Raw genomic sequence first — 12,557 nt, forward strand, 5'->3', positions numbered from 1 at the left:
TGCGTCGGTTAACGGAATACCGGGTTCATACCTGCTGCTTCCAATGCCTTGGCCCGGGCTTCCATCCATCCTTTGCGGAATGCCTCGTCATCTTCCGGGGGATTGCCTTCGGTATAAGCCTTCCAGGTCTTTTGCAGGATCCCCTGACGCTCCACCAATCGATCCTGATGCGCCTGCATCTCGTCGGTCCAGTGGCCGATCTCCTTGTAGTAAGCCACCACCTCGTCGTGAAACGGAATCACCCACTGCATGTTCTGGTTTTCCAAGGCGTAACCGGCGTTGCCCGGCGCCGCGTCCTTGAACTTGTCGTAGTCTTCAATCAGTACCTTGACCAAGGAACCGGCCAAACCGGATTTTTCATCCGCATTGCTGACCAGAATCGGATAGGGGTAGGTGGCGCCCTGCCACATCTCGCCTTCTCCAAGCCCCGCAGCGGACGTCACCTTGTGGGACTGGAAATACGGCGCAACCGCCTTAAGGCGGTCCCAGCCCTCCTTATCATTCGGGTCCAGAGTCGGCCAGTTGATACCGCGAGGACTGGCAGCCAACTGCTGCGCCACCGGAGTCACCGTCATGGTGAAGGCGGTATCACTTTGCCCGGCAACAACCCCGTCAAAGGTGCGGGCATAGCCGGGGAACTCCACTTTCTCAACGTCATCCCAGGTAAGACCACCAAATGCCAGATAGGCCTCGGTACCAAGATTATTTGCGTCATCGCCACGGATATATGACACCTTCCGGCCTTTCAGGTCCGCCGGAGTCTTTACATCAAGATCACCTGCCACCGCCAGGCCCAGACCGAAGCTGGCGGTGGAAGTCGCGATCACACGGATCGGCTGGGGCCCCCATTCCTTGCTGGCGAACATCAGCACCCCTTCCGAGCCGTAGTAACTGGCAATACCGCAGGCGCACATCGGCACCCGGCCGGTACGTAACGGTGTCATCCGCGATACATCATTTTCACCAGGCAGAATACGGACAGAAACTCCATACTCGTTCTTCAGCAGATTACCGATCGACACCATCTGTGTGTAACCGCCGGATCCCGTGCCGTAAGCGGTCATGGCGACAGTTTTGGGCAATCTGACGTCCTCGGCGGCCAAGGCGCTGCCTGAAACCATCAAAGTGCCTGTAACAAGGGCGGAAAAAAGAATGGAGGTCGACTTCAAAACACCCATCAGTGTGCTCTCCCGATTCACTGTTGTTGTAATAAAATGGCTTATGTATTCCGCATAGCGGAACAGCATTCAAATTTATCTACTCAGCTTATACCGAGATACTGGGCGCGGCAAAATTCAATCGCGGACAAACCTCATAGTATGTCACATCGGTTGACCCAACCCGTCCCCTTCATGGCCTCCAGAGCAGCGGGCGGCTGAGGCCCACTATAGGCCCGAAATAACTGACGGTTTCAATGACCACCGTTCTATCATCCGTCAACGGAATCCAATCGGAGTAAATCGATGAGTCTCGTCATCACCGCCCTCTATACCGGGCTTCTCATGTTGTTATTGCTGGCACTGGCCGCGAACGTGGTTCGCAACCGGCTAAGCGGCCACGTCTCACTCGGTGATGGCGGCAACCGGTCACTCCAGAAGGCGGTTCGCGCCCATGGCAATGCCACTGAGTACATTCCCATCGTTCTGATCGGCCTGGCTGTTCTGGAGAACCTGGGCACCAGCGCCACGCTCCTTCACCTCCATGGATCCGCCCTTTTTATAGGCCGCCTGCTTCACGCCTGGGGCCTGGCGCGTCCCTCCACCGTCAACCTGGGCCGCCAGAGTGGTATTGTCATCACCTGGGTGGTGATGCTGGCAATGGGATTGCAACTGATCTGGTGGTCGCTGGCGCACTGATCGCCCGCCTGGAGAAGCCGCTCAGCGACCAGACGCCACCTTTTCCACCCAGGCCGCCAGCTCCGGCTGGCGCTCCCGCCCAAGCCCGGCGATCACGCCTTTCTGGTTCTCGTCCGGCTGATTCTGACTGAGCTTCCATTTGCCTTCGATCTCCCGTACTTCCAGACGCACGCCAACCGTGGCGGCAATCATCCGCTCTAAATATTCCTCCGGCGCATCCTGCAACCGCCAGGGCGTGTCGAAGCCCGATTCCATGTGATCGGTCAGTTGATTCAACAGGGCCCTCAGCCAGCGCGGATCACGCTCCAGCGCCAGCGTGCCGCGCACATGCACCACTGCGTAATTCCATGTCGGTACCGCCCGCCCGTCACGAGCCTTGCTGGGATACCAGTTGGGAGAGATATAACCTTGTGGGCCATGAAAGATCGCCAGGGCCGAAACCGGCTCAAACTGGTCATCGCACATTGGGTTGGCTCGAGCCAGATGTCCCACCAGTGTGGCCCGGCCATCGGCGTGCCGCCGCAGCAATAGCGGCAGATGATTGGCGGCCAGCCCGTCTTGTTCAATCACCAGAGTGGCGAACGGAAAGTCCCGGATCAGGTCGTCCAGGGCGGCGGCTTCGGTCTGCCTGAAGGCACGGGGTTGATACACTTTTGAGGCCTCTTCACGAATCAAGGATAAGGGGGGTTGCGTCACCGCGCAGGCGGCGTATTATGCGCATCCTCATTGCTATCAACCCGACATTAACAGGGAGGCCCCATGAAATCACAGTTTAAGAGCTCACAACACTAATACGCCTTCCTGAGACCACTGGAAGGCGTGACAACGTCTTCCAGCGGCCTGCCGAAAACCCTGGTGGACCCTGTTCATCAGGGTTTTTCCGTTATGGCGTGGTGGAAGACGCAACAAGGAGGCGGGCACTGCCCGCAAAGCAATACTGGAAGGACACCATGCCAGTCAAACAGGTGATCAACAAAGGCCGGGTACCGATCAAGATCTATACCGATCAGATCGAACACGGTGCCTTGAACCAACTCATCAATATCGCTCAGTTGCCGATCATTCATCATCACGTGGCCGCCATGCCCGATGTGCACGCTGGCATCGGTGCCACCGTGGGTTCGGTGATTCCCACCGCCGGCGCCATCATCCCCGCGGCCGTCGGGGTGGATATCGGCTGTGGCATGAACGCGGTGCGTCTGACATTGAAGGCCACTGACCTGCCGGATGATTTGCGCCGGCTGCGCGGTGCCGTCGAGAAGGCGGTACCGGTGGGCTTCAACCATCACGACAAGCCCACCGTGCAACGCAAGTCGGTGAATCAGCTGGGTGCGGGGCTGGACCGGATCATCGGCCGGCACCCGGGCATCGCCAAGATGCAGAAGCCCCACGTCTGGGCGCGCCAGCTGGGCACCCTGGGCGGCGGCAATCACTTCATCGAACTCTGCCTGGATGAGAATCAGGCGGTATGGGTGATGCTGCACTCCGGCAGCCGCGGTATCGGCAATGTGATTGGCCGTTACTTCATCAGTCTCGCGCGCAAGGACGCGCAACGACACCAACTGCATTTGCCGGATCGGGATCTGGCCTACTTTCAGGAGGGCGCGGAGCATTTCGATGACTATGTGCACGCGGTGGAATGGGCACAGGATTATGCTCTGGCCAATCGCCGCGAGATGATGCGGCTGGTAGTGGAGGCGCTCCGCCCCTTGCTGCCTCCGTTTCAGGTCAGCAAGGAAGCGATTAATTGCCATCACAATTATGTGGCACGGGAAACGCATTTTGGCCAGGACCTGTTCCTGACCCGCAAAGGCGCCATTGCCGCTGCCCGGGATCAGCTCGGCATTATTCCGGGTAGCATGGGCACGCGGTCCTATATTGTTCGCGGCAAAGGCAATGCCGAGTCATTCTGTTCCTGCTCACACGGTGCTGGCCGCACCATGAGCCGGAGCGAGGCGAAACGGCGGTTCAGCCGCTCCGACCTGGAGGCTCAGACCCGGGGCGTGGAATGCCGCAAGGACAGAGGGGTTCTGGATGAGATTCCCGGCGCCTACAAGGACATTGACCGGGTCATGGCGGATCAAACCGATCTGGTCGATATCGTGCACACGCTGAAGCAGGTGTTATGTGTAAAGGGCTGAAAGCCCGCGACGGGAGAAAGGTATGAAGAAGATGCGTAAACCGATGCGCAATCCGGCGGCCTGCAATCCGCTAATGCGCAAGGGTGGCCCCCATCAGCCCGGCCGGCAGGCGGTACGCCCCCGCCTGGACTGGCGGAATGCTCTGGAGGACTACGACGATTGGCAACAAGAAGAGGAGAACAAAGAGGGGCCCGATGGCCCCTCTTTTTTGGTTCATCGCGGTTTGGAGGGAAACCGTATTGCCTTCCATCAGGGACAGCGGAGCCGTGTTACGCCTTTGCGGGAACGTCGTGAAGCAGGTTCCGCAAAGGCGTAACACGGCTCCGCTTCGAGGTGAGGGGCTAGCGCCAGCGCTTTTCCGATCGCTGGCCTGGAAGGGCTTCGAAGTCGCTGTGGGAGCCAGCCTGCTGGCGAATGGGCTTGCGGGGGCCTTAACCTCCGCTATTGATTCCTGAATCCCGTCTTGGCCCGTGGCGCCTCGGCTGGAGCGAGACTTCCCGGTAAAGTGCGGTGAGGCTCTTTTCTGCATGTCTCTTTTCGAACATACGAAGCATCCACTCCGTCATAGCAACCATTCGATCGGTAGCCAGGACAGCAGCCACACGCCCCAGCGTTTAACCAGTCCAACCCCGGGTTCCTTGTGGTAAACCCGTTCCCCCTCCGCACTCTTCTCCAGCCAGTACAATTCGCCACTTTCATCCAGTTTGACCTGGTAGGCGCCTTCCGGCACCCGTGTTTCAAAAACGTGGTCCACCGCTTGGGCCAATGCCGGGCTTTCAATGACAAACCCCAGCTCGGTGTTGAGATTGGCGGAGCGCGGATCAAAGTTAAAGGAACCGACGAACACCCGCTCCCGGTCCACGGCGAAGGTCTTGGCATGGAGGCTGGAGCCGGAACTGCCAAACGGTCCCGCGCTTTTATTGCGCTCCACAGCGTCCACTGTGGCACGCATCTCATACAACTGAATACCGGCGGAGAGCAGGTCCTTGCGTCTCTTTGCGTACCCCGCGTGCACCGCCGATACGTCCGTGGCTTCCAGAGAGTTGGTAAGCACCCGGATTTCAACGCCGCTCTCGGCCAAAGTGGTAAACGCCTCCACCCCGGCGGCGGTGGGTACGAAATACGGCGAAACCAGTTCCAGGTTGGCGGCGGGAGTGCCAATGATTTCCGACAGCTGCGCCATCAGCAGCCCCTCCGGCGCCGCTTCACCCAGACCCTTGGCGGGATCATCCGAGACCATCCGGGTTGTCGCCCACTCGAACGGCAGGTTGCCATTACGCAGTTGAGTAACCAGCTCGGATTGCTTCAAAGCGCGCATGTAGGCGTCGGCCTTACGGGTTTGTTCCATGCGCGATGCCGACGTCGCCAACGCCTGCAGGTCGGGGACCGGCTTATCCGGCAGAATACGGCCAGCGGGATAGGAGGAACGGCTGGCCCAATAGCGATCAAAATCAACGGAAACATCGTTTACCACCGGCCCGATGGCGAGCACGTCCAGATCCGCGAACAGTGGACCGTCGGTGGCACCGAAGTACTCGTCCCCCACATTGCGCCCGCCCACCACCGTCACCTGATTGTCCACCGTGAAGGACTTGTTGTGCATGCGCCGATTGGCCCTGGAGAAGTCAGTAACAAACCCCAAGGCCCGAGGCCAACGCAAAACAAAGGGGTTGAACAGCCGCACCTCGATGTTGGGATGGGCATTCAGAGCCGACAGAATCTCATCCAGACCGACGGTATTATTGTCATCCAGCAGTAACCGGACCCGCACGCCACGATCGGCGGCCCGGTGCAGCGCCTCGAACAGCAGTGTGCCGGTGATGTCGGCACGCCAGATGTAATACTGGATATCCAGGGTGTGTTCGGCGGCGTCCGCCAGCAGCATGCGGGCCGCAAAAGCCTCCCGCGCATCAGCCAGGGCATGGATACCGCTCTTGCCAGAGTGAGCGTCCACCAGCGGCGTCACCATCTTTCCCATGGCGGAAGTTCGCGCATACTCCGGTGACAGCGCCACGGTGGTCGTGCGCCCTTCCAGGGAAGGTAAACCGGCACACCCGGTCAGGGCCGACAGCATGGTGATCAGCACCAGGCCCCGTAGCCCATGGCCCACCATCACTCCGGGCCTCGCAAATCTGGTCAAAGGTCGTTCTCCTCGCATCACAATCGGCCGCACGCCATCAAGCAGGATCAGGCAACGATCCCCCATAAAGCCACATTCAAAAACCAACGTCTCTGGTCTAACCTGGAATGCCTTCCTTTTTTACCTTTCATCACCCGCCAGCGGCGGGCGTGCTCCCAACCAACGGGACGACAACACACAGGCCAAGGAGTCACTCCATGCAAACGCTTGCTTTTGAGAACGGCGACACTCTACCCATTATCGGTCTGGGCACCTGGAAGTCCCAGCCCGGAGAGGTTCATCAAGCGGTACGAGAAGCCATCCGTGCCGGTTATCGCCATATCGATTGCGCCCATATCTACGGTAATGAAAAAGAAGTGGGCCAGGCATTGAACGAGGCGCTGATTGCCGGCGAAGTGCGTCGCGAGGAATTATGGATCACCTCGAAATTATGGAACAGCGCTCATGCTCCGGAAGAAGTGGCTCCGGCACTGCGGCAAACCCTATTCGACCTGGGGCTGGATTATCTGGATCTGTACCTGATCCACTGGCCGGTGGCGCATAAACCCGGCGTGGTTTTCCCCAATAGCGCAGAAGACCTGTTATCGCTGGAAGAACGCCCGATAGCCGCCACCTGGGCTGCCCTGGAGGCCCTGGTCGATGATGGCCTGACCCGTCACATCGGTGTGTCCAATTTCAGCATAAGGAAGCTGCAAGCGCTGCTGGAGACGGCGCGCATCAAACCCGCCATGAACCAGATTGAACTGCACCCCTACCTGCAGCAGAACAGCATGCTGGCGTTTTGCCACGCCAACGGCGTTCATCTGACCGCCTATTCGCCGCTGGGCTCCTTTGACCGGCCGGAGGCTTTCAAGGCCGCCGACGAACCGGTGTTGCTGGAAGATCCGGTGATTATGGAGATCGCCGAACGGCATCAGGCCAGCCCCGCTCAGGTGTTGATTCGCTGGGCCACGCAACGCGGTACCTCGGTGATTCCCAAATCGGTGAATCCCGAGCGCTTGCGCCAGAACCTGGCCGCCGCCGACCTGGAACTGGATGACCGTGATATGGATCGTATCGCCGCCCTGGATAAGCACCGCCGTTACGTATCCGGCGCCAATTGGGCGCAGCCCGGTAGTCCCTATACCCTGGAAAACCTCTGGGACGAGTGACACCCAGCCCAAAAGCCGTGGCCGTGGCGGCACCACTCAACGGCAGGAAGAGTGTAACAGGGGAGCCGCCAGCCGGTGCGCGGGCCGGCGGCTCCCGACGTATTCAATCGATTGAATCATAAGGACTTCCCGGCTACTCGCGCACCCAACGCAGCGCGGCGCCCTTTTCCTCCGTGGCGAATACTTTCACCTCAACGGAAGGAAAGAGCTTGTTCACCACTGGACCGATACGATGTAGCCATTGCTTGTCGGTCACCACCGCCTCCTTATCAAAACGGCTCATGTGCCCCAAACCAAACTTGAGATCCTTGAACAGCGTCTCAAGGCTCATGGCGCCCAGCGCTTCCAGCTCCACATAAACCCGCAGGGTGTCATACTGCTGCAGACGGCGCTCCATGTCCGCCAGCACCGCATCGAAGTTTTCCTGGTCTATCCTGCCATCAATACGCAAACCGACAATGCGCTCATCGGGCAGGTCAATTCGTTCCAACATGGCGGCCTTCCTTTCGCGATCCTCAATATTTACCGGGGACGTAAACTTCACCATACCCCCCGGGTCGACGGTTCGGCCAAGGAACCTCCTCACATTTCCTGCGCCTGCCGCAGGAAACAGGCATCATCCAGAACGGCCAGACGCGCCGGCAGTGCGGCACGGTCTTCGGCGTGGTGGCGGAGGAAATCGGCCAGCTGTCTTCGGAGATCAATCACATCGCCGCCAATTTCCGCCAGGCAGTGGAAACCGATACCCGCGAAATCGAGGATGTCGGTGGTCGCATGCTTACCGACTTCCGCGGTCAGCGTCTGACCGACTTGTCACTCATGCCATCAATATTAGAGCTCGACGGTGGCGCACCGGCACGCCCGGTCAGCCTGACCGGGTCATGCCCATGGTCGCCCGTCACCGAAAGGGGCGGGCTAGAACCAGGTCAGACCAATACTGATCAACGCCCCGGTAATAATCAACTGCACCAGGCAGAAGCCCATGATGTCCTTGGCCTTGAGACCAGCTATGGCCAGCACCGGCAAAGCCCAGAACGGCTGCAGCAGATTGGTCCAGGCATCTCCCCAGCCCACCGCCATGGCCACCCTGGGCAGATCGGCACCCAGTTCCTGGGCGGCGGGAATCATCACCGGCGCCTGTACCGCCCATTGTCCGCCGCCGGAAGGCACGAAAATATTCACCACGCCGGCGCTGATAAAGCTCCAGAACGGCAGGGAGTCGGCGCTGGCGATGGAAACGAAGCCGTTGGAGATGGTGGCCGCCAGCCCGGATTGCGTCATTACCGCCATGATGCCGGCGTAAAACGGGAACTGAATGACAATACCGGCACCACCTTTGATCGCCTCCTGGAGGCTGTTGAGCAGGCGCCGTGGTGTCTGGTGCAGTACGATGGCCAGAAACAGGAACATGAAGTTGACGATATTCAGGTTAAGGCCACCGCCACCGGCGAAGTAGTTAATGGCGTAGGCAATACCGCTGAAGCCGATCAGCCAGGCCAGAATCCGGCTGTTCTCCAGATGCTCGGCCGGCCGCGTCACCGCCACGTCCACCTCGGTGCCGTCCTTCAGGGTTTCAGCGTCGACATAATGGCTGTCTTCCTCCGGCGGCAACATCCATCGATTCACCAGCGGCACGGCGATAAACAACATCACCACGATGGCCAGATTGAAGAAGGAGAAAATCGTCTGGCCTGTGCCGATGATACCGATCTGTTCCTGAGTGAAATGCCCTTCAGTGGCGATGGTCAGAGGAATGGACCCGGCCAGACCGCCATGCCAGACAATAAAGCCGGAATAGGCGGCGGCTATCAGCAAGGGGTAATGCACCCGGACCTGCCGGGCCAATGCCTTGGCGAACAATCCGCCCACCACCAGACCAAAGCCCCAGTTGATCCAACTGGCCGCCAGTGCCACGTAGGTCACCAACAAGATAGCCTGTCCCGGTGTACGGGCCAACGATGCCAGTCGATTGAGAATGCCTTTCACCAGCGGGGTACTGGCGAGCATGAAACCGGTGACCAGCACCAGCAACATCTGCATGGAGAACGTCAGCAGGCCCCAGAAACCGTCTCCCCACATCACCATAACGGCCTGCGGGGAGTTGCCTTCCACCAGCATCGCGGCGGCGAACGCCACCAGCGTCAGAATCAAGACAAAGATATAAGGGTCCGGCAGATAGCGTTCCACCAGGCGCACGAAGGGTTTGGCGATGGTATTCAACATGAGGGTCTCCCAGTTGTTATCGTTATCCCGCCAACGGCGGATTAAACAACAGAATAGGAAACCCTCGGAGGCACGCCTACCTCAATTCGACCTTTGACTAAAAAGAACGGAAGCGCCCCGGGGACAGGGGCGCGAAAACGAACCGTGATATCAGGCTTTCTTGACGAACTCGGACTTCAGCTTCATCGCGCCAATGCCATCGATCTTGCAATCAATATTGTGGTCGCCGTCCACCAGACGAATATTCTTCACCTTGGTACCCACTTTCACCACCGAGGAAGAACCCTTGATCTTCAGGTCCTTGATGACGGTCACGGTATCGCCGTCTTCCAGGACCGTTCCATTGGCGTCCCTGACCATCGCGCCTTGATCGGCGCTTTCACTCTCACTGTTCCATTCATGGGCGCATTCCGGACAGACAAAAAATGCGCCATCCTCATAGGTGTATTCGGAGCCGCATTGCGGGCAGGAAGGTAAGGTACTCACTGGTGCATCCTGTTCAGTCCGTAGGAAAGCGGGAATGGCGGCCGGCGATCAGCAGAGGCGCTCCCGGGGCGGCTATCATACTCCGATCGCCACGAAACGGCATGACATCGCTCAGGCACCGTCCATGGCGTCCAGCCAGCGAGCCACCGCCTGTCCGATCTCCACCGGAGAATCTTCCTGAAGAAAATGGCTGCCGCGCACCGTCACCTCGGTCTGATTCGGCCAGGTACGACAAAAGTCACGCTGCCGGCCAATCAGGATTGAACCCGGATCCGCGTTGATAAACAGTTTTGGCAGCGATGACGCCGCCAGCCAGTCGGCGTAATCCTGAACAACGCGAACCGTTTCAGCGGGTTCACCATCAATAGGAATATCCCGAGGCCAATTGAGAGTAGGCTGGCGATCCGCTGGTTTCTGGAAAGGCCGCCGGTATTCCGCCATCTCCGCGTCACTCAGATCACGGATCACCGAACCGGGTAACACCGCCTCGACGAACATGTTCCGGTTAAGAATCAAATCCTCACCTTTATCGGAGCGGAACCCTTTGAAAATGCCCCGCGCGGCCTCCGGCCAGTCTTCCCAGGTCACCGGCATGACAATGGCTTCCATATAGGCAATGCCTTTCACCGCGTCGGGATGACAACGGGCCCAATGAAAACCCAGCGCACTACCCCAGTCATGCACCACCAAGGTGACCCGCTGATGACAGCCAAGCGCCTCCAGAAGGCCTTCCAGATAATGATAGGCCGTGTCGAAGCCGTAAGCCTGGGCGCCTTCTCCGGCGGGTAATTTCTCCGAGTCGCCCTGACCGATCAGGTCCGGGGCGATCAATCGGCCATGCCCGGCCAATTCCGGCATCACATTACGCCAGAGAAAGGCGGAGGTCGGGTTGCCGTGCAGGAAAACGATCGGATCGCCTTCCCCTTCATCCACATAGGCCAGACGTTTGCCGTGGATGACCTTCTCGTGTTTTGGATAAGGCAGTTGTTCTCTGAGCATGCGGTCCTCCTGTTATGGTTATTGATGACAACGGATCCACATTCTCCTCCCCCCATCCAGGGTACTCAACCCACCCTTATTCCAGCCTTGCCCGCCGCGCCAGAAGTACCTCGCGCACATCCCTTCCGGCTCGGTGTAACTCGCGGATATCATTATGGAAAAAGCTTTTGGCAACCACGGTCTGGATCACCAGCACACCGATCAGCCGGTCGCCGTTACTCAAAGGAATGCCCAGATAACTCTTGAAGCGTTCCTCGCCGGAATTCGCCACATGGTGATACTCCGGGTGGTCCGCCACCTGCCTCGCCACCACTGGCTGACCGGTACGCGCCACTTTGCCGGTCAGTCCCTGCGAAAAGGTCATCCTCGCTCCCAGGGCTTCCGGGTCCAAGCCACCGCTGGCCACCAACTCCAGCTCACCGGCTTCCGGAAAGGCCTGATACAGACTGCAGACGTCCACCGCCAACGCCTGACGGACCGCCTCCACTCTTTCCTGCATAACGCGCTGATGCCCCATCTTCCTTCCCCCCTTTGCGAATCTTACCGACCAAAGTACGGCATCGGTGTCACAACCGTAGGCAAGTTGCATGCCACTACCCGTGCAGCCCCGAATCCCATTTATTCGTTCACCCGTTTTCGACGTGGCGATTTTTATCGCCTATCGCCGCCAGAGGCAAAGCAAGCCTTGATCCAAACCTTACTTAAGGTTTTAGAGTCACAACCACAATTCACATCACGCGATCCGAATGGAGCAACAACATGGCCAAGCCAATCCGCATCGCCTTAATCCACGGCAGCATCCGGGAAGGCCGGTTCTGCGACACCATCGTCCGCTGGGCCGCTCGCGAGATCGATAATCATGACGCCATCGAGCTGGATATCGTTGATCCCTCGCCTTTGTTTCCGTCCCCCACCGATGAGCCGCCGATTGAGTCCGCCGCCATCGATATTCAACGGCGTCTGCACCGCGCCGACGCCTTTCTGGTGGCGACACCGGAATACAATCACAGCTTCAGCGCACCGCTGAAGCACTTGCTGGACAGTGTGTACGGCGTCTGGCAGGCCAAGCCGGTGGCTTTCATCAGCTATGGCGGGGTGTCCGGCGGCTTGCGGGCGGTGGAGCAGTTGCGCCTGGTGTTCGCGGAGCTGCATACCGCCACCATCCGCCAGGTGGTGAGCTTCCCCAATGCGCCGGAGCAATTCGATCAACAGGGATACCCGCGTGAGCCGGAGCGGGCAGCACGCAATCTCGCCAAGCTGCTGGCGCAATTAGGGTGGTGGGCGAAGGCCTTGCGCCAGGCAAGGCAGGAAGAGGCGTACGCGAGCGTGTCGTGACAGTGAAACCGGACTACGACGCCGCTGTGGGCGCTTGTCCGGGCGGCGGGCCGCTGCAAGCGATACCCGACACCGGAGACCGCATTCGCCAGCAAGCTGGCTTGTATGGTTTCCCGGCAAGTCTTAGAAGGAGAAGACTTGTCGGGGTGGAGGGACCAGGCTGGCTTCTGACCCTAGGGTACAGACTGTGGGAGATATGGCCCCACCCCGCACCTTCAAACGCCGA

Annotated in this window: 14 protein-coding genes; 5 read left to right on the forward strand and 9 right to left on the reverse strand. The window is 59.2% G+C overall.

Annotated elements, in window-relative coordinates; all coding sequences use genetic code 11:
- Nucleotides 1-8: 8 nt before the first annotated feature.
- A complete protein-coding gene (locus E0L37_RS13780) occupies nucleotides 9-1,178 on the reverse strand; it encodes a TAXI family TRAP transporter solute-binding subunit (protein ID WP_133492313.1) in 1,170 nt (389 codons plus the stop codon).
- A 285-nt stretch (nucleotides 1,179-1,463) separates the two neighbouring features.
- Here E0L37_RS13780 and E0L37_RS13785 point away from each other — a divergent pair, with 285 nt between their 5' ends.
- Nucleotides 1,464-1,856 carry an MAPEG family protein gene (locus tag E0L37_RS13785; protein ID WP_133492295.1) on the forward strand — a complete coding sequence of 131 codons (393 nt, stop codon included), beginning with the start codon at nucleotides 1,464-1,466 and terminating at the stop codon, nucleotides 1,854-1,856.
- Nucleotides 1,857-1,877: 21 nt separating this feature from the next.
- On the opposite strand, the gene E0L37_RS13790 is transcribed toward E0L37_RS13785, so the two are convergent.
- Entirely contained in the window at nucleotides 1,878-2,507 is a 630-nt protein-coding gene (locus E0L37_RS13790; protein ID WP_133492296.1) for an FMN-binding negative transcriptional regulator, read from the reverse strand.
- A gap of 299 nt (nucleotides 2,508-2,806) precedes the next feature.
- Here E0L37_RS13790 and E0L37_RS13795 point away from each other — a divergent pair, with 299 nt between their 5' ends.
- Nucleotides 2,807-3,997: an RtcB family protein gene (locus E0L37_RS13795; protein ID WP_133492297.1), complete on the forward strand. Its 1,191-nt coding sequence runs from the start codon at nucleotides 2,807-2,809 to the stop codon at nucleotides 3,995-3,997.
- A gap of 22 nt (nucleotides 3,998-4,019) precedes the next feature.
- On the forward strand, nucleotides 4,020-4,313 hold the full coding sequence (locus E0L37_RS13800; protein WP_133492298.1) for a hypothetical protein: 294 nt from the start codon (nucleotides 4,020-4,022) through the stop codon (nucleotides 4,311-4,313).
- Nucleotides 4,314-4,559: 246 nt separating this feature from the next.
- Here the strand turns inward: E0L37_RS13800 and E0L37_RS13805 are convergent, their stop codons facing one another.
- Nucleotides 4,560-6,137 (reverse strand): phospholipase D family protein, encoded by a 1,578-nt coding sequence (locus E0L37_RS13805; protein WP_240687476.1) that lies wholly within the window; start codon nucleotides 6,135-6,137, stop codon nucleotides 4,560-4,562.
- Nucleotides 6,138-6,334: 197 nt separating this feature from the next.
- Between E0L37_RS13805 and E0L37_RS13810 the strand changes: the two genes are divergently transcribed.
- Entirely contained in the window at nucleotides 6,335-7,288 is a 954-nt protein-coding gene (locus E0L37_RS13810) for an aldo/keto reductase (RefSeq protein WP_133492299.1), read from the forward strand.
- 133 nt (nucleotides 7,289-7,421) lie between these two features.
- Here E0L37_RS13810 and E0L37_RS13815 read toward each other — a convergent pair whose 3' ends face one another.
- From E0L37_RS13815 to E0L37_RS13840, 6 genes are all read right to left on the reverse strand, one after another.
- Nucleotides 7,422-7,781, reverse strand: coding sequence for an STAS/SEC14 domain-containing protein (locus E0L37_RS13815; protein WP_166643068.1), 360 nt, complete (start codon nucleotides 7,779-7,781; stop codon nucleotides 7,422-7,424).
- Between the two features lie 89 nt (nucleotides 7,782-7,870).
- Nucleotides 7,871-7,996 carry a hypothetical protein gene (locus E0L37_RS21860; RefSeq protein ID WP_255433153.1) on the reverse strand — a complete coding sequence of 42 codons (126 nt, stop codon included), beginning with the start codon at nucleotides 7,994-7,996 and terminating at the stop codon, nucleotides 7,871-7,873.
- A gap of 207 nt (nucleotides 7,997-8,203) precedes the next feature.
- Entirely contained in the window at nucleotides 8,204-9,511 is a 1,308-nt protein-coding gene (locus E0L37_RS13825) for a short-chain fatty acid transporter (protein ID WP_133492301.1), read from the reverse strand.
- 150 nt (nucleotides 9,512-9,661) lie between these two features.
- Nucleotides 9,662-9,997 carry a zinc ribbon domain-containing protein YjdM gene (locus tag E0L37_RS13830; RefSeq protein ID WP_133492302.1) on the reverse strand — a complete coding sequence of 112 codons (336 nt, stop codon included), beginning with the start codon at nucleotides 9,995-9,997 and terminating at the stop codon, nucleotides 9,662-9,664.
- Between the two features lie 111 nt (nucleotides 9,998-10,108).
- Nucleotides 10,109-10,996 (reverse strand): haloalkane dehalogenase, encoded by an 888-nt coding sequence (locus tag E0L37_RS13835; RefSeq protein ID WP_133492303.1) that lies wholly within the window; start codon nucleotides 10,994-10,996, stop codon nucleotides 10,109-10,111.
- Nucleotides 10,997-11,072: 76 nt separating this feature from the next.
- Entirely contained in the window at nucleotides 11,073-11,513 is a 441-nt protein-coding gene (locus E0L37_RS13840) for a GAF domain-containing protein (RefSeq protein WP_133492304.1), read from the reverse strand.
- Between the two features lie 242 nt (nucleotides 11,514-11,755).
- Between E0L37_RS13840 and E0L37_RS13845 the strand changes: the two genes are divergently transcribed.
- Nucleotides 11,756-12,331: an NADPH-dependent FMN reductase gene (locus tag E0L37_RS13845; protein ID WP_133492305.1), complete on the forward strand. Its 576-nt coding sequence runs from the start codon at nucleotides 11,756-11,758 to the stop codon at nucleotides 12,329-12,331.
- Nucleotides 12,332-12,557: the final 226 nt, after the last annotated feature.

This window comes from Alcanivorax sp. 24 (assembly GCF_004360225.1).
GTDB classification, from domain to species: domain Bacteria; phylum Pseudomonadota; class Gammaproteobacteria; order Pseudomonadales; family Alcanivoracaceae; genus Alloalcanivorax; species Alloalcanivorax xiamenensis.